Source organism: Methylophaga marina, from assembly GCF_030296755.1.
In the GTDB taxonomy this organism is placed as follows: Bacteria; Pseudomonadota; Gammaproteobacteria; order Nitrosococcales; family Methylophagaceae; genus Methylophaga; species Methylophaga marina.
On the sequence record NZ_AP027741.1, the window covers coordinates 2,631,589 to 2,647,734 of the forward strand.

Consider the following 16,146-nt stretch of genomic DNA (forward strand, 5'->3'; position numbering starts at 1 on the left):
CTTTGTAGCGTTTTTTTGTATCTGAGCTCAGAGAAGCGGAGCAATAACCAAACTCACTATTGCCATCACATTGATTAAAATGTTCATGGCTGGACCCGAGGTATCTTTCAGTGGATCACCTACCGTATCACCGACTACAGCGGCTTTATGTATATCAGAACCTTTGCCGCCATGGTGACCTTTCTCTATATACTTTTTAGCATTATCCCATGCACCTCCGGCGTTCGCCATCATCAAAGCCATCATAACGCAACAGATCAGTGCGCCGGCTAACATGCCTCCCAATGCTTGAGGGCCTAAACCAAAACCAACAACAACAGGAGCTAACACCGCTAATAAACCAGGCAATACCATTTTATTCAAAGCCGCTTTAGTGGCAATATCCACACAACGTGCCGTGTCTGGTTTAGCCGTTCCCTCTAATAAGCCAGGAATTTCCTTAAACTGACGACGAATTTCGTGAATCATATCAAATGCCGCATCACCGACTGCTGTCATAGTGAGGGCACTGACAAGAAAAGGAAATATTCCCCCCAGGAACATGCCCATCAGCACCAACGGATTGTTGAGTAGTAATACAAAGCTGGTATCACCATGACTGATGGTTTCGATATAGGCACTGATAATGGCTAATGCCGCCAGAGCTGCGGCCCCAATGGCAAAGCCCTTACCAATAGCGGCGGTGGTATTACCTAATTCATCAAGTGAGTCAGTGATATCACGGGTTTGTTTACCCATTTCTGCCATTTCAGCGATACCGCCGGCATTATCGGCAACAGGACCATAGGCATCAATAGCCATGGTAATACCGACTGTTGCCAGCATGCCCACTGCTGCGATAGCGACACCATAAAGTCCTGCAACATAACTGGCAGAAAAGATAATGGCCGCGATGGTGACAACCGGTATGGCAACAGATTGCATGCCTAAAGCGAGTCCTGAAATCATTATAGTGGCAGGCCCTGTTTCACCGCTTGCTGCCAGTTTTTTTATGGGTGAACCGCCGGTGTAGTATTCGGTAACCAGGCCAATAATAATACCGCCTAAGGCACCTGATAATACCGCAACCCATAATTCACCGGCGCCACCCATCAGGCTAATCATCAACCAGGCAGTGAATATAAAAAGCACTGATGCGCCAATAGTGCCGATTCTTAATGCCACACTCGGAGCTTGTTGTGAAAACAGTTTGACACTGAGAATGCCTAAGATGGAGCAAATAAGGCCTGTAGAGGCGAGGGCCAGGGGCAGAAACATCAATGTTGACTGACTGTCAGCGAGTGACTTGATAGTAACTAGTCCCATTGTTGAGGCAATGGTGATACTGGCAATGATGGCGCCGCAGTATGATTCAAAAATATCAGACCCCATACCCGCAACATCACCGACATTGTCTCCCACGTTGTCGGCGATAACACCTGGGTTACGTGGATCATCTTCAGGTATACCGGCTTCGACCTTTCCCACTAAATCCGCCCCAACATCGGCTGATTTGGTGTAGATTCCACCACCCACTCTTGAAAATAAGGCGACCGACGAAGCACCCATGCCGAAGCCGTGAATAATATGTGTGGTTTGAGGATCATGGCCGTAGAGTAGGTAAAGAAAGCCTAACCCTAATAACCCCATGGCGGCGACGGTAAGTCCCATAATCGAACCACCGGAAAAGGCGACGGACAACGCTTCTGCTGTTCCTTGATTCTGTGCGGCAACCGCTGTTCTGACATTGGCTTTGGTTGAGGCATACATGCCAATGAAGCCAGCACAAGCAGAGCAGATAGCACCAATAAAGAAAGATAGGGCACTTGGCCAACCTAAATTCGAAAATCCCAGCGCCAAGATGCACAACAAGCAGAAAATGGCTAAGCGCGAATACTCCGCTTTCATAAACACCATCGCACCGAGATGAATTTGATCGCCTATATCAATGACCTTGCCTGTGCCTGCTGGTTTTTTGAGGATCGATATATAAAGGAGAAACGCGCAAAATAAACCGAAAACACCAAGAATGATTGGAACATAACTGAGCGATGCCATAGAATTCCCTCTCTTTTTATGAATTGTAGGTGGAACGTTTCTTATGGTTTCTTCCACTTATACTCGCCTGATATATCCAAGTAAAGTCAGAGACTTACCTTTGAATCGAAATACAGAGTGACATGATGTTGGAGTGGACTGCTTATCTGATTGCAGGATTGGTGTCTGGCTTATTGGCCGGGTTATTTGGCATTGGTGGTGGGCTGATTATTGTGCCTATTATGATGCTGGTGTTTGGTTGGCAAGGTATGTCATCCGATATAGCGATTCATGTGGCTATTGCCACTTCATTGATGACGATTAGTGTTACCTCTCTTTCGTCCATGCTGGCACATCATAAATTCGAAACCACTCAATGGCATTTGGTGAAGAAGCTAGCACCAAGTCTGGTTTTGGGGAGTTTTGCTGGGGCCTATATCGCTAGCTCCATGTCTAGCGATACTTTAAAGGTTTGGTTTGGTGTGTTCGCACTGTTGGTGGCTATAAAAATGTGGTTGCCACCACCTAAATCTGTCTCCTCTCAGTTTTTAGCCGCACCGAGTATTTTTTCTGCGGGTTTAGTTACGGGGATTGTCTCAGCCATGGTAGGAATTGGCGGCGGTTCGCTGGTTGTTCCTTATTTGGTGATGAGTGGACTTTCCATGCAACGCGCAGTTGGTACGGCTGCTGCCTGTGGTTTACCCATTGCGCTAAGTGGTGCAGTGGCTTATATGCTCATTGGTACACAACTGGACGGGCAATGGCAAAGTGGATTCGTTCATTGGCAAGCTTTTTTGGGCATCATTGCTACCAGCATCTGGGTTGCTCCTATTGGCGCAAAATTAGCCAAGACACTACCCAGTCAGATGCTAAGTCGTTTATTCTCAGTGTTTCTGCTTGGGTTAGGTATGGTCTTTCTCTTTCGTTAGGCCAAGGCTTTAGTCGTCTATTGCATCTTGATTTCGCGCATAAGGCAGCGCCAAGCTGGTGATGTCATCAAAGGAGACTACCTATTTATCGGTGGGAGTTTAACCTGAAGACCTTTTCTTCTATAATCAGCGACTTTGTTTATCTGCTATCTGGAGCATAACCCTATGAATCTCGACCGTGTTGGTTCAGGCAAAAATTTGCCGACAGACATCAATGTCATTATTGAAATCCCTTCACATTCTGACCCTGTCAAATATGAAGTGGATAAAGAAACTGGAGCGCTTTTTGTTGATCGCTTCATGAACACAGCGATGTTCTACCCATGCAATTATGGTTATGTTCCACACACTTTATCTGATGACGGTGACCCTGTTGATGTGCTGGTGGTCAGTCCATATGCTCTAATCAGTGGTTCAGTCGTGAGCTGTCGTCCAGTGGGCATGTTAAAAATGACAGATGAGTCTGGCGAAGATGCCAAAATCATCGCCGTACCACACGATAAAATGTACGATGATGTTAACGATATTAATGATTTACCAGAACGTTTGTTGAACCAACTTTCGCACTTCTTTGAACATTACAAAGATCTCGAAAAAAACAAATGGGTCAAAGTTGAAGGTTGGGTAGGTAAAGCTGAAGCGGAAACTGAAATTGTAGCCAGCGTCGAGCGTTTCAAATCAGCTCCTGTTAAACCACAATTTTAAATCTGACTGATTTACAATGATTCGGCGAGCTGATTAATCAGCTCGCCGTTTTTTTATCTAGTGCGGAAACATCATGACAACACTGGTACTTCAAGGCATCACTCTCACTCGCGAACTGGCTGAACAGATCGCTCATCAATATTCAGGTCAGCTTAATTGGTACAAGCATTATGCGACGATCATTCAGGCAACAGATATTAACTCTGAAACCGTTACGCATCTTCGTCAGCAATACGACTTCGATATTAATGCATTGCCAGAGGCATTTGATCCTACAACGGCTAAATTGCTCGTTACAGATATGGACTCCACGCTGATTACCATTGAGTGCATTGATGAAATTGCTGATTTTATGAACTTAAAACCACAAGTCGCAGCGATTACCGAATCAGCCATGCGGGGCGAAATAGACTTTGAAACTTCACTTCGTCAGCGAGTGTCGTTATTGAAAGGCCTTGATGTAGCTGTACTCGAACGTGTCTATGAAGAACGTTTGCAGCTCAGTCCCGGTGCTGAGCTAATGGTCTCTACACTAAAAAAACAAGGCTATAGTTTAGCGTTAGTATCAGGTGGTTTTACTTTCTTTACTGATCGATTGCAGCAGCGGTTAGGCCTTGATTTTACTCAGGCCAATAAACTGGCTGAGAAGGATGGCAAACTGACTGGAGAGGTGGATGGTGATATCTGTGGCGCACAAACAAAAGCAGATTTCCTACTTTCATGTTGTGAAAAAATGACTATTTCCGCACAGCAAACAATAGCGGTAGGGGATGGCGCTAACGATTTATTGATGATGGCTCCGGCCGGTTTAAGTGTGGCTTATCATGCCAAGCCCAAAGTGCAGCAACAAGCGGCGACGGCGATAAATCATAATGGGTTGGATGCTATTCTCGGCTTATTGCAGCTTGAATATAACTAGCCTAAGCTTGAAATTATAAAAAGCATCCCCATCTCAACAGACATAATAAAACTCCAAAACTATGAGGATTAAATAATGGACGTAATGGATAAAATTAAACAGGCGATTGAATCAAACTCTGTGATCTTATTTATGAAAGGCACGCCTGAGTTTCCACAATGTGGTTTTTCAAGCCGCGCCTCTCAAGCTGTCTCTGCCTGTGGTGCAGAATTTGCTTACGTCAATGTATTAGCTGAGCCAGATGTACGTGAAAACTTGCATCGTTATGCAGATTGGCCAACCTTCCCACAGTTGTATATCAACGGGGAATTAGTCGGTGGCTGTGACATCATCATGGAAATGTATGAGAACGGCGACTTGAAAAAAATGATTGATGAAGTGAGCTAAAAAAGGGCATGAGTCAGGAAAATGATCACGAATGGAACAACGACAACGATTTTGCCGTTGCGCCAGCCAAGCCAGACTTGAAGCAGCCGCCCAAGTATCGGGTGATTATGCTTAATGATGACTACACGCCGATGGATTTTGTGATTGAAGTCCTGGAAAACCTTTTTGGCATGGGGCGTGAGCGTGCTACACGCACCATGCTTCAAGTGCATACCGAAGGTAGTGCCTTATGTGGTATTTTTACCTATGAGATAGCTGAAGCGAAAGTCGAACAGGTCAACAGCTATTCTCAAAGCCACGGTCATCCATTGCAGTGTACGATGGAAGAGGAATGACCTAGTTCGATATCCAACCAACAAGGTGGAACGTAACATGTTAAGTAAAGAGCTCGAACAAACCCTCAGTCAGGCGTTTAATTATGCCCGCCAACGTGCTCATGAATTTCTTACCGTTGAGCATCTTCTGTTAGCGTTGCTGGAAAATGGCCAGGCATTAGCTGTGTTGAAAGCATGTGAAGTGGATATCACTGCTCTAAGACAGGAATTAAGTGATTTTCTCGCTGATAATTTGCCGACACTTGCCGAAGACAGTGAACGTGAAACTCAACCGACCTTGGCTTTTCAGCGTATTTTACAACGTGCTGTCATGCATGTTCAGTCTTCGGGTGGCACAGAGGTGACGGGGGCCAATGTTCTGGTATCCATCTTTTCTGAACAGCAGTCACAGGCTGTTTATCTGCTTCAGAAACAGGATGTCACTCGTCTGGATGTCGTTAATGCTATCAGTCACGGCGAAGTGGAAGATTCTGCCATGCACTCTGAGTCTGAAGCCAAAGTAGATAGCGACGAGGTGTCTGATGAAGATAAAAGTCCTTTAACGCTATATGCAGAAAATCTGAATGCTGCCGCCATCAAAGGTAAGATTGATCCCCTTGTTGGACGTGCACATGAGTTAGAACGGACGCTACAAATCCTCTGTCGCCGCCGTAAAAATAATCCTCTATTCGTGGGTGAAGCTGGTGTCGGTAAAACAGCCCTTGCTGAAGGTCTGGCAAGACGGATTGTTCATGGTGATGTGCCTGAAGTATTAGCTGAAACCACCATCTATTCATTAGACATGGGGGCGCTGGTCGCTGGTACAAAATATCGTGGTGATTTCGAAAAACGCTTGAAAGCCTTGCTACGGGAGTTGAAAAAACAACCGCATGCGATTTTGTTTATCGATGAAATCCATACCATGATAGGTGCAGGCAGTGCGGGTAACAGCACGATGGATGCAGCGAACTTATTAAAACCACTATTAGCCAGTGGTGAACTAAAGTGTATTGGTTCGACAACCTATCAGGAATATCGCGGTATTTTTGAGCATGATCGTGCTTTGGCTCGTCGTTTCCAGAAGATTGATCTGCCTGAGCCAAGTGTCTCCGAAACCATTGAAATTCTTAAAGGACTTAAACCTGGTCTGGAAGAACATCATAATGTCCGTTACTCCAATGCGGCTATTGAACAAGCCGCTGAGTTGGCTCATCGTCATATCAATGATCGCTTCCTGCCAGACAAAGCCATTGATGTTTTAGATGAAGTGGGCGCTGCTCAACGTATTGCGCCAAAATCAAAACGTAAAAAATTGATTGGTGTGAATGATGTGCAGGCTATTGTGGCTAAAATTGCCCGTATTCCTGCCAAAACGGTGTCCAATGCTGATAAAGATAATCTACGTAAGCTGGACGAAAACCTTAAACGCGTTATCTTCGGACAGGATGAAGCGATTTCTGCTCTGGGTTCTGCGATTAAAATGGCCCGCTCAGGATTGGGGCATCCAGAAAAACCGACAGGTGCTTTCTTGTTTGCTGGTCCAACGGGTGTGGGTAAAACCGAAGTCACTCGTCAGTTAGCTCATAATCTTGGCGTGGATCTGATTCGTTTTGATATGTCGGAATATATGGAAAGTCATACTGTTTCCAGACTGATTGGTGCACCGCCTGGTTATGTCGGTTTTGATCAGGGGGCTGTTAACGGATGCCATCATCAAACAACCTCACGCAGTGCTGTTGTTGGATGAAATTGAGAAAGCGCATCCAGATGTGTTTAATCTGTTACTTCAAGTGATGGATCACGGGACGCTGACTGATAACAATGGTCGTAAAGCGGATTTCCGTCACGTCGTATTAGTGATGACCAGTAATGCCGGTGCCGCTGAGATGAGTAAACCTTCCATTGGTTTCACCAAACAGGACAATTTAACTTCTGACGGTAATGAAGCCCTGAAACGAACCTTCACGCCTGAGTTCCGTAACCGTCTTGATGGCATTATTCAATTCAAACCACTGGATAAAGATGCCATTCTTCGAGTAGCTGATAAAGCGGTATTAGAGCTTGAAATGTTACTTGAAGATAAAAACGTCACTATCGAGGTGGATGATGCGGCTCGCCAATGGCTGGCTGACCATGGTTACGATGTTCAAATGGGGGCTCGTCCTATGGCCAGACTGGTTCAGGAGAAAATCAAACGACCACTGGCTGATGAATTGCTATTTGGACAACTAAGTCAGGGTGGGGGACATGTTCGTGTCACCCTAAAAGATGAAGATATTCATCTGGAAATGGACAGTGCATCGGAGGCTGTCAAATCCTGATTGATCCGTTCAAAATAGTGAAATAAAAAAAGCCCGGTAGTGTTCACTACCGGGCTTTTTGTTTTGTACTAGTCATTACTCTATGTCAACACTTTTCTACAGAGTTATACACTTGTCTTTTTTCTGTCATGCTTTTATTAAAAAGTTCCCCTAAGCGACTGATTTTTAATGCAGGCTTTATAACTGTCTGATTTTAAAAGATAAAATTATATGGTTATTTTTTAACCATTTCGAGAAGAGCCCTTGTACGAGAGGCACTTAGAGAGTAACTCCAAACTTAATCACAGAGTTATCCACAGAAAATGTGAGTAACTTTACAGTTATATGACAGCATAAAAAGGTGCTTATAACTCGATACCTTTCTGTGCTTTTATACCGGCCCGAAATGCATGTTTAACATCCTCAATACGACTCACGGTATCGGCGGCTTCTATGACACTGTCAGGAGCGCCTCTGCCCGTAATAATGACATGTTGCATGTCAGGTCGTTGTGCAATGTCATTCAACACTGTTTCTGCATTGAGATATTTCATTTTTAAGACGATGTTCAATTCATCTAATAACACCACATCAATGTCTGGATCGTTGAGCATGGCTTTGCAGACTTCCCAGCCTTTTTCTGCAGATGCAATGTCTTGCTCAAGGTTTTGGGTTTCCCAGGTAAACCCATCACCGACCACATGGTAGGACACTTCTTCAGGAAAACGACGAAAAAAGGATTCTTCGCCTGTGCTGAATGCACCTTTGATAAACTGAACTACGCCGACTTTCATATTATGACCGAGCGCTCTTGCCACCATACCAAAGCCTGATGAGCTCTTACCTTTACCGTTACCCGTAATAACTAATAACAGGCCTTTGTCTTTTTCTGCTTTTTGAATTTTTTCATCGACCACACTTTTATGGCGTTGCATACGTTTTTTATGACGTTCACTTTTTTCAGTATCAGACATTGGACGTTCCTAAAACACAATTAAAAAGAATAGAAAGCTGATTTCCAGCAATTCGACCATCGCGCCGGCAGTATCACCAGTAAAGCCATCCAAACGATGCTCCATCGCGTATCGAAGTAATAAGAATACGATCAAACCCAGTAACAGCGGCGTGAAACCAAGACAGAAAAAAGCAATGAGGGTAGTGATTCCCAGCATCCACTTCACTTGATTTACAGGTAGATAGTGTTTGAATACTGCACCGATGCCGTTGGGTCTGACATAGTCAGTCGTGAGAAATAATAAAGGCATCGCTGTTCTAGCGAGGATAATGCTCCAGATTAATGCATAAATTTGGCCTGAAGAAATAACGATTTCCAACAAGGCCAGTTTGAGTAATAAGGTTAACCCCAGGACAATCACGGCAATCGGACCGGCTGCAGGATCTTTCATAATCGCCAGCGTACGCTGTTTGCTGCCGATACCACCCAGCCAGGCATCAGCTGAGTCAGCAAGACCATCTATATGTAAACCGCCCGTCAACAATACCCAGACGGTCAGTAATAAAGCGGCGCTGAGTAAACTATAGGAACCGGGTAAAACAGATACGACACCAGATAAAATGAAACCGATAATCAAGCCAACTAGCGGATAAAAAACTAAAGAGCGTCCAAGCTGTTGTTCAGTTGCATTCGCATAACTGACAGGAATAATAGTGAGAAATTGTAGGGCTATTTGAAACGATAACCACATTATTTGTCTCCTTTACTGATGTTGGCTTGTTCGAATGTGGCCATACCATTGTGTAACAGACAGGCTTGGCGAAGAAGGGGAACCGCCACCGCTGCACCACTGCCTTCACCTAGGCGCATATCCAGTTTGAGTAATGGTTCAGCGTTTAAGGCCCCTAAAACAACTTGATGGCCTGGCTCAGCGCTTTGATGACTGTATATAAACCAATCTTTGCAGCTCGCTTGTATTTTCTCTGCGATTAATGCTGCCACTGTACTGATAAAACCATCTATCAGCACCGGGATACCTTGTTTGGCACACGTCAGATAGGCACCGGCCATTGCAGCGATTTCGAAACCTCCCAAGGTTTGCAATACGGTTAACGCATCCTTGTCGAGCTGCGTGGTATGTTGCTCAAGTGCTCGCCGAATAACGTTTAATTTGTGTTGAACACCTTGTTGATCCAGTCCTGTGCCGGGACCGACTAAATCTGTAGGGTCACATGCTAGTAAAACAGAGGCTAAAGCTGTGGCAGCAGTGGTATTACCAATACCCATTTCACCGGCAATGTACAGTTGCGTATTTTCAATATCACTGAATACATTATCACGGCCAATTAATAGTGCCTGCTGGCATTGCTGCTCAGTCATAGCCGAGCTCTGGCAAAAATTAGCGGTACCCGCATCGATACGTTTATCTAGTACACCTAGAATTTCTTCTAATGCTTCCACAGTACCAACATTGATCACATCGAGCTTTGCCATCAATTCCTGAGCTAATACACTGATAGCGGCACCGCCATTGGCAAAGTTTCTGACCATCGCGGCGGTGACAGACTGAGGGAAGGCTGAAACACCTTCAGCCATCACGCCATGGTCTGCAGCATAAACAGTGATGTGCACATGCGTCAGGTCAGGGATTTCACTGGCTTGTAAACTCGCTATTTTGACGGCTAAGTTTTCCAGCTGACCGAGGGAACCTGGCGGTTTAGTCAACTGCTGCTGACGTGCTAACGCTTTTTGTTCATGCGTCTTATCTACCGCCTTAATAGGTTGTTTGAGCCATTCAGCGAAGTTGTTCATGCAGTTGTCCTTTTAAAAGATGAGGTAAACCTGCCACGGTTAAGATGACGTTATCGCTGATTTTGGCGATACGTTGATGTAAAACACCGGCCTCATCACAATAACGACGCGTTAAGTCCCCCAGAGGCATCACGCCCATATTTGTTTCATTACTGACCATAATGATGTGTTTATCAGAGGTTTGCAGCGTATCCAAAAAAGCGGATATCTGTTCTGTTAGCAGAACGTCTTCAGCTAATAAAAGATTGGTCAGCCAAAGCGTTAAACAATCTACAAGCACGACGTCAGTTGTGGCTTTTTTTATGGCATCCGCAAGATACAGTGGCTGTTCAATGGTTGGCCAGTTGTCTGGTCTTTGCTGCTGGTGCTGTTTGATCCGTTTTGCCATTTCATCATCCTGCGCCTGCGCTGTAGCAATATAGGTGACGGATTCACTTGTGGTAGCTGCCCATTGTTCCGCTAAGCGGCTTTTACCTGATTTTGTGCCACCAAGGATTAACGTCGTTGTCATCATGCGTCCTCAAGTATCTGCATCAACTTATCCGTATCAATATGTGTAGCTACCATTTCTGCCAGTTTATTGATGTCATTTTCACGAAGTTGCCAATAATCAACAGATTCAACATTATCAAGACCTGCCCAACTCAATAACGCTTTTGCTGCTTCATCTTGTTCAAATAAACCATGCAGATAGGTGCCGATAATCTGTTTGTCATCACTGATGGCACCATCTGGACCATGTGACAGGTGTACAAGAGGCGATTTCAATGCGTTTCCTGTGCTGATACCCGCATGTATCTCATAACCTGAAATAGTGACAGGCGCATTATTGATAAGTAATTGCCCCTGATTTTGTCGTAATGTTTTATGGCCAGCCAATGTTGTTTCCATATCCAATAGACCAAGACCATCACTGCTACCTGGCTGACTTTCAATGCCATCCGGGTCATGAATTAGTCTGCCCAACATTTGAAAACCACCACAGATACCCAACACTTTGCCACCATAACGACAGTGTTTCTGAATCGCTTCAGACCAGCCCTGAGTTATCAGCCAGTCCAAATCTGCTCTGACATGTTTGCTGCCAGGCAAAATAATCAGATCGGCTGCGGGAATGGTTTCATCAGGGCCAATAAACTGTAAATTGACTTGAGGATGCAATCTGAGTAGGTCGAAATCCGTGTGATTACTGATACGTGGTAACACGGGAACAATAATATTAAGCTGTTTTTTCGAAGACGTGATTTGCTGCGTATTGACGGCATCTTCAGCTTCTAAATGCAGACCATGCAAATAGGGCAACACGCCTAACACCGGTTTACCCGTTTTTTGTTCCAGCCAGTCCAGACCTGGTTCTAATAAGCTAATATCTCCGCGAAAGCGATTAATAATAAAGCCTTTAATACGTGCTTGTTCTGACTCAGATAAACACGATAATGTGCCAACCAAATGGGCAAACACACCGCCACGATCAATATCAGCAATCAAAATGACCGGACAATCAACCGCTTCAGCAAAGCCCATATTGGCAATGTCTCGATCACGTAAATTGATCTCTGCCGGCGAACCTGCACCTTCAACCACCACCAGATCATAATTGGATTCAAGTCGGTGATGTGAGTCCAGAACAGCTTGCATCGCCACAGGCTTATAATCATGGTAAAAGCGCGCTTCCATATTAGCGACGGCTTTGCCATGGATAATGACTTGAGCACCGGAATCACTATTAGGTTTGAGTAATACCGGGTTCATATCAATATGCGGCGCCAGATGACAGGCTTGTGCTTGCACTGCCTGAGCCCGGCCAATCTCTCCTCCTTCAGCAGTCACCGCACTATTGAGTGCCATATTTTGTGGTTTGAACGGTGCAACACGATAATTCTGCTGCACAAACCAGCGACATAAGGCCGTGACCAACGTGCTTTTGCCAGCATCAGATGTGGTGCCCTGAATCATAAATGTTTTGTGTTTCATAACACTTCCTGCAGAGATTGCAGAGCCTTTTCTAGGTGTTGCCATTGTTGCTCATTGGCGGGCAACCCAAAGCGTAAACTGACAGGGGAGCTAAATAAGCGGGTCAGTACGGCTTGTTTTGCCAGATGTTGATGAATCTCGCTGGCGGCAGGATGTATCACCCATTGAAATAAATCAGTGCTGCCTGTGGGACTGAGATTATAAGTACTAAGCAACTGAGCTAAACGTTGAGACTGGTTTTGCAGTTGTTGAATGGTACGCTGCTGCCAGTCAGTATCCTTGAGTGCCTTTGTGGTGATAAAACGTGATGCAGTAGCAATGGGCCAGGGACCAAGATGCTCATCGACTTTATCGAGAATTGATTGTTCGGCGATTAAAAATCCAACGCGACAACCTGCCAGACCAAAGAATTTGCCTATCGATCTCAGAATAAGTAGTCCGGGCATGGCTGGTAGCTTACAAAGACTTTTCTCGGGTGTTGTATCAATAAAAGCTTCATCGATGATTAGCCAGCCATCACCTTGTTGTAATTGCTGATGCCAGGTTAATAGCTGTTCTTTACTATATCGCCTGCCGCTTGGATTGGTTGGGTTGATAATAATCAACACATCCGTATGAGCAATCACGGAATCAATCTCTTCATGAGCAATTGCTTGAACATCATGACCTGCTTTGTGCCAATTATAAGCATGCTCTGCATAACAAGGGGCTATCACTTTTACTCTGCATGGCCCACGTAACTGTGGTAAAAACTGTATAGCCGCCTGACTGCCGAGAAGGGCGACTAAAGATGGATTACCGTAATACTCTGCTGCCGAGTTGAGTAAATCATCATCTTGCTCTGGTAAACGGGTCCAGACAGATTCGGGTAATGTCGGAATGGGCCAGCCATTGGGATTGATCCCCGTTGATAAATCCAGCCAATGCTGGTGGGCGATACCATATTTTTTAATGTACTGATTGAGTTTACCGCCGTGTTCAAGCATAGCTGATACCTGTAATGATAGTGATGACGGCTATCCACAACAACAGACTATCCGTGACTAGATGTAAGGCCCGAGGAATATCATCTGCATTGGCTTCGCGATTTAAGCCAAGCGTTGGACGATCGTGCCAAATACCGTGATAACGTGCCTGGCCACCCAGCTCTATTTCCAGCGCCCCGGCACCTGCCGCCATCACCGGGCCAGCATTGGGACTATCCCATTGTTTAGCTTGCTGTCTCCAGCAATGTAGTCCAGAGCGGACATTGCCTACCAGTGCATAACTGAGCGCTGTTAATCGTGCCGGAATATAATTCATTAGGTCGTCAATACGGGCGGCAGCACGACCGAAATAGAGATAACGGTCAGTTTTATATCCCCACATAGCATCTAAGGTATTACTCAGTCGGTAAATAACGACACCGGGAAGGCCCGCCACAATAAACCAGAATAAGGCTGAAAAAATGGCATCGGCGCCATTTTCTAATACCGATTCGATACTGGCTTTAGGAATATGTAATGTTTCTCTGTCACGGCTGACGATGTAACTGGTTAAGGTTTTTGCTTGTTCAATATCGCCTTGTTTTAATGAAGTGATAATCGGTGCCACATGATCGTATAAGCTACGATGACCAATACAGAGGTAGAGTACGATAACGCTGAATATCAGGTTAAGTGATGGAATGTCACTGATACAATAGGCGATAAAAGCAAGAGGGGCGACCAGCACTAACCAGCCTAGCAGTCCTTTAATAAACTGCTTTTTAATGCCGTCATTAGCGTTGTACAGTCTGTTTTCAATGTGTTTGGTGAGTTGACCAAAACCCACAAGCGGGTGACGACGTGTTGGTTCACCGAGTAACCAATCAAGCAATAAAGCAAGAATAATAAACAGTAAGGTCATAAACTGGCCGGTTTATCCCAGTGGTTTTCATATAAAACAGAGTCAAGTTCAATGCCCTGGCGCCAGTTTTCCATTTGTAGCATCGGCTCTGGATAAAACTCATTAACATGACCCAGGCACAGAATGGCGACAGGGGAGGCACCTGAAGGCAGCTTGAGTAAGTCTGCCAATGCTTCTGGTTCAAAAATAGATACCCAGCCCATACCCAGACCTTCGACTCTGGCGGCCAGCCACATGTTCTGAATGGCACAGGAAACGGAGGCCAAATCCATATTCGGCATGGTTCTCCTGCCAAAGATATGTTCTTCACGTTTATCGCATAAGGCGACAACCAGGATTTCAGCACAATTATCCATGCCCTCGACTTTTAAACGCATAAACTCATCTTCACGTTCGTTCATGGCTTTGGCCGTTTCTATGCGTTCTTTTTCGACCAGGGCTTTTATCTTTTCACGAATAATGGAATCAGTAATTCGAATAATTCGCCAGGGTTGCATCAGACCAACGCTTGGGGCTTGGTGTGCGGCCATTAATAAACGTTTTAGCTGTTTCGGTGCAACAGGATCAGGTCGAAAGTGACGCATATCCCGGCGCTCGGCTATTGCCCTGTAAACCGCTTCTTGTTCTGCTCTTGAAAATTGATGAGGGGAATCACTCATGGTGATAACCACGCTGCAATAAGATGAGGGTTAGAGTAAAAGTAAAAATGGATATAGCTGGCGGTCAGACGCTCTTGTTGATAAACAGCTTCACTGACTGATTTGCCATTAGGACACTGTCCGCTTATTTCAGATTCTAATTCTGTGCTGAGTGAAGAATGATGATAAGTGTGACCTCTAATCGCTTGATTCTCAACGGTCACTTCCTGCAAACCAAGCGCGGTTAATCTGGCCTGGAGTTTCGCCTTAGCTGGCAAAATACCACACATTGTGGCGGTAACATCTGTCTTGTCTGTCAGCGTCTCGCAAAGGTATAACACGCCACCACATTCCGCGAGGATAGGTTTATTTGCCTCGTAATGTTGCTGAATAGCTTGTTGCATCTGTGTATTGGCACTTAATGCGGCCAAATGTAACTCCGGATATCCACCGGGTAAATAGAGACTATCGATATCAGGTAGCTCGGTATCATTGAGTGGAGAGAAAAAAACAAGCTCAGCACCTAAAGCCTTCAGACAATCCAGGTTTGCCTGATAGAGAAAAGAGAAAGCGGCATCTTTGGCGATGCCAATCTTTAAACCCTTTAGTAACGCTGGAAGTTGCGGAGTATCAATGAACGGAAAATCGATGTTTGGCAAAGACACCGAGTCATCAAAATCAAAAGCCTCAAGCGTATGGCTTAAACGTTGTTCTAAATCTTTAATTTCACAGGCTTGTTGTAAGCCTAAATATCGACTGGGTAAGGCATGTTCAGTTTGTCGGTATAAGGTAGCAAGGCAGGGAAGTGTTGTAGGCAGGGCATTTTTGAGCATCTCGGCATGACGCTCACTGCCGACTTTATTGGCGATAACTGCCGCCACCTGAGTATCTTGCCGATACTGATCCAAACCAACGGCAATCGCCGCGAAGGTTTGTGCCATGGCACTAGCATCAATAACGGCGAGAATAGGGATACCAAAAGCCGCTGCCAGATCGGCGGTGGATGGTTCGCCATCAAACAGTCCCATCACACCTTCAATCAGGATAATATCGGCCTGCTCAGCGGCTTCAGCGAGTAGTTGCTGACTATGTTGTTTGCCAACCATCCAAAGATCAAGTTGATAAACAGGGTGACCTGACGCCAGCTCTAAAACCATGGGGTCCAGAAAATCTGGACCCACTTTGAAGACTCGAACGTGTTTGTTTTGCTGCCTGTAATGTCTTGCTAGTACAGCCGTAACCGTCGTTTTACCCTGACCAGATGCGGGTGCAGCAATGACTACAGCAGCGCATGACTGCGACTGCATTTA

The 16,146-nt window shown here is 45.3% G+C and carries 15 protein-coding genes and 1 pseudogene; 6 read left to right on the top strand and 10 right to left on the bottom strand.

Features of this window, described 5'->3' with window-relative positions:
* Positions 1-27 precede the first annotated feature (27 nt).
* The gene (locus QUE24_RS13360; RefSeq protein ID WP_286304297.1) at positions 28-2,037 is read right to left on the bottom strand and encodes a sodium-translocating pyrophosphatase; all 2,010 of its coding nucleotides are present in this window, start codon (positions 2,035-2,037) and stop codon (positions 28-30) included.
* A 122-nt stretch (positions 2,038-2,159) separates the two neighbouring features.
* Here QUE24_RS13360 and QUE24_RS13365 point away from each other — a divergent pair, with 122 nt between their 5' ends.
* The 6 genes and pseudogenes from QUE24_RS13365 to clpA all read left to right on the top strand — a co-directional run bounded on the left by QUE24_RS13365 (position 2,160) and on the right by clpA (position 7,591).
* Positions 2,160-2,945: a sulfite exporter TauE/SafE family protein gene (locus QUE24_RS13365; protein WP_286304298.1), complete on the top strand. Its 786-nt coding sequence runs from the start codon at positions 2,160-2,162 to the stop codon at positions 2,943-2,945.
* A gap of 165 nt (positions 2,946-3,110) precedes the next feature.
* Positions 3,111-3,650: an inorganic diphosphatase gene (gene ppa / locus QUE24_RS13370; protein WP_286304299.1), complete on the top strand. Its 540-nt coding sequence runs from the start codon at positions 3,111-3,113 to the stop codon at positions 3,648-3,650.
* A gap of 73 nt (positions 3,651-3,723) precedes the next feature.
* Positions 3,724-4,569: a phosphoserine phosphatase SerB gene (serB, locus tag QUE24_RS13375; protein ID WP_286304300.1), complete on the top strand. Its 846-nt coding sequence runs from the start codon at positions 3,724-3,726 to the stop codon at positions 4,567-4,569.
* 75 nt (positions 4,570-4,644) lie between these two features.
* Positions 4,645-4,956, top strand: coding sequence for a Grx4 family monothiol glutaredoxin (gene grxD, locus QUE24_RS13380; RefSeq protein ID WP_286304301.1), 312 nt, complete (start codon positions 4,645-4,647; stop codon positions 4,954-4,956).
* A gap of 8 nt (positions 4,957-4,964) precedes the next feature.
* A complete protein-coding gene (gene clpS / locus QUE24_RS13385; RefSeq protein ID WP_286304302.1) occupies positions 4,965-5,291 on the top strand; it encodes an ATP-dependent Clp protease adapter ClpS in 327 nt (108 codons plus the stop codon).
* Between the two features lie 37 nt (positions 5,292-5,328).
* Positions 5,329-7,591 (top strand): annotated as a pseudogene (gene clpA, locus QUE24_RS13390) (ATP-dependent Clp protease ATP-binding subunit ClpA).
* Between the two features lie 344 nt (positions 7,592-7,935).
* Here the strand turns inward: clpA and cobO are convergent.
* Genes cobO through QUE24_RS13435 form a run of 9 tightly spaced genes read right to left on the bottom strand, consistent with a single transcriptional unit; the run spans position 7,936 to position 16,143 of the window.
* The gene (gene cobO, locus QUE24_RS13395) at positions 7,936-8,544 is read right to left on the bottom strand and encodes a cob(I)yrinic acid a,c-diamide adenosyltransferase (protein ID WP_286304303.1); all 609 of its coding nucleotides are present in this window, start codon (positions 8,542-8,544) and stop codon (positions 7,936-7,938) included.
* A 9-nt stretch (positions 8,545-8,553) separates the two neighbouring features.
* Complete coding sequence (locus QUE24_RS13400) at positions 8,554-9,276, bottom strand: adenosylcobinamide-GDP ribazoletransferase (RefSeq protein WP_286304304.1); 723 nt, start codon at positions 9,274-9,276, stop codon at positions 8,554-8,556.
* The gene (gene cobT, locus QUE24_RS13405) at positions 9,276-10,337 is read right to left on the bottom strand and encodes a nicotinate-nucleotide--dimethylbenzimidazole phosphoribosyltransferase (RefSeq protein ID WP_286304305.1); all 1,062 of its coding nucleotides are present in this window, start codon (positions 10,335-10,337) and stop codon (positions 9,276-9,278) included. The genes QUE24_RS13400 and cobT overlap by 1 nt, the downstream gene beginning before the upstream one ends.
* A complete protein-coding gene (cobU, locus tag QUE24_RS13410; RefSeq protein WP_286304306.1) occupies positions 10,321-10,851 on the bottom strand; it encodes a bifunctional adenosylcobinamide kinase/adenosylcobinamide-phosphate guanylyltransferase in 531 nt (176 codons plus the stop codon). The genes cobT and cobU overlap by 17 nt, the downstream gene beginning before the upstream one ends.
* The gene (locus tag QUE24_RS13415; protein WP_286304307.1) at positions 10,848-12,311 is read right to left on the bottom strand and encodes a cobyric acid synthase; all 1,464 of its coding nucleotides are present in this window, start codon (positions 12,309-12,311) and stop codon (positions 10,848-10,850) included. The genes cobU and QUE24_RS13415 overlap by 4 nt, the downstream gene beginning before the upstream one ends.
* On the bottom strand, positions 12,308-13,297 hold the full coding sequence (gene cobD / locus QUE24_RS13420; RefSeq protein ID WP_286304308.1) for a threonine-phosphate decarboxylase CobD: 990 nt from the start codon (positions 13,295-13,297) through the stop codon (positions 12,308-12,310). The genes QUE24_RS13415 and cobD overlap by 4 nt, the downstream gene beginning before the upstream one ends.
* The gene (cbiB, locus tag QUE24_RS13425) at positions 13,290-14,198 is read right to left on the bottom strand and encodes an adenosylcobinamide-phosphate synthase CbiB (protein WP_286304309.1); all 909 of its coding nucleotides are present in this window, start codon (positions 14,196-14,198) and stop codon (positions 13,290-13,292) included. The genes cobD and cbiB overlap by 8 nt, the downstream gene beginning before the upstream one ends.
* Positions 14,195-14,857: a 5,6-dimethylbenzimidazole synthase gene (gene bluB / locus QUE24_RS13430; RefSeq protein WP_286304310.1), complete on the bottom strand. Its 663-nt coding sequence runs from the start codon at positions 14,855-14,857 to the stop codon at positions 14,195-14,197. The genes cbiB and bluB overlap by 4 nt, the downstream gene beginning before the upstream one ends.
* The gene (locus QUE24_RS13435) at positions 14,854-16,143 is read right to left on the bottom strand and encodes a cobyrinic acid a,c-diamide synthase CobB (protein ID WP_286304311.1); all 1,290 of its coding nucleotides are present in this window, start codon (positions 16,141-16,143) and stop codon (positions 14,854-14,856) included. The genes bluB and QUE24_RS13435 overlap by 4 nt, the downstream gene beginning before the upstream one ends.
* Positions 16,144-16,146: the final 3 nt, after the last annotated feature.

Excerpts from the sequence above, each read along its gene's own strand:
- QUE24_RS13360 (WP_286304297.1), bottom strand. The coding sequence starts at position 2,037 with ATGGCATCGCTCAGTTATGTTCCAATCATTCTTGGTGTTTTCGGTTTA.
- QUE24_RS13365 (WP_286304298.1), top strand. The coding sequence starts at position 2,160 with ATGATGTTGGAGTGGACTGCTTATCTGATTGCAGGATTGGTGTCTGGC.
- ppa (WP_286304299.1), top strand. The coding sequence starts at position 3,111 with ATGAATCTCGACCGTGTTGGTTCAGGCAAAAATTTGCCGACAGACATC.
- serB (WP_286304300.1), top strand. The coding sequence starts at position 3,724 with ATGACAACACTGGTACTTCAAGGCATCACTCTCACTCGCGAACTGGCT.
- grxD (WP_286304301.1), top strand. The coding sequence starts at position 4,645 with ATGGACGTAATGGATAAAATTAAACAGGCGATTGAATCAAACTCTGTG.
- clpS (WP_286304302.1), top strand. The coding sequence starts at position 4,965 with ATGAGTCAGGAAAATGATCACGAATGGAACAACGACAACGATTTTGCC.
- cobO (WP_286304303.1), bottom strand. The coding sequence starts at position 8,544 with ATGTCTGATACTGAAAAAAGTGAACGTCATAAAAAACGTATGCAACGC.
- QUE24_RS13400 (WP_286304304.1), bottom strand. The coding sequence starts at position 9,276 with ATGTGGTTATCGTTTCAAATAGCCCTACAATTTCTCACTATTATTCCT.
- cobT (WP_286304305.1), bottom strand. The coding sequence starts at position 10,337 with ATGAACAACTTCGCTGAATGGCTCAAACAACCTATTAAGGCGGTAGAT.
- cobU (WP_286304306.1), bottom strand. The coding sequence starts at position 10,851 with ATGATGACAACGACGTTAATCCTTGGTGGCACAAAATCAGGTAAAAGC.
- QUE24_RS13415 (WP_286304307.1), bottom strand. The coding sequence starts at position 12,311 with ATGAAACACAAAACATTTATGATTCAGGGCACCACATCTGATGCTGGC.
- cobD (WP_286304308.1), bottom strand. The coding sequence starts at position 13,297 with ATGCTTGAACACGGCGGTAAACTCAATCAGTACATTAAAAAATATGGT.
- cbiB (WP_286304309.1), bottom strand. The coding sequence starts at position 14,198 with ATGACCTTACTGTTTATTATTCTTGCTTTATTGCTTGATTGGTTACTC.
- bluB (WP_286304310.1), bottom strand. The coding sequence starts at position 14,857 with ATGAGTGATTCCCCTCATCAATTTTCAAGAGCAGAACAAGAAGCGGTT.
- QUE24_RS13435 (WP_286304311.1), bottom strand. The coding sequence starts at position 16,143 with ATGCAGTCGCAGTCATGCGCTGCTGTAGTCATTGCTGCACCCGCATCT.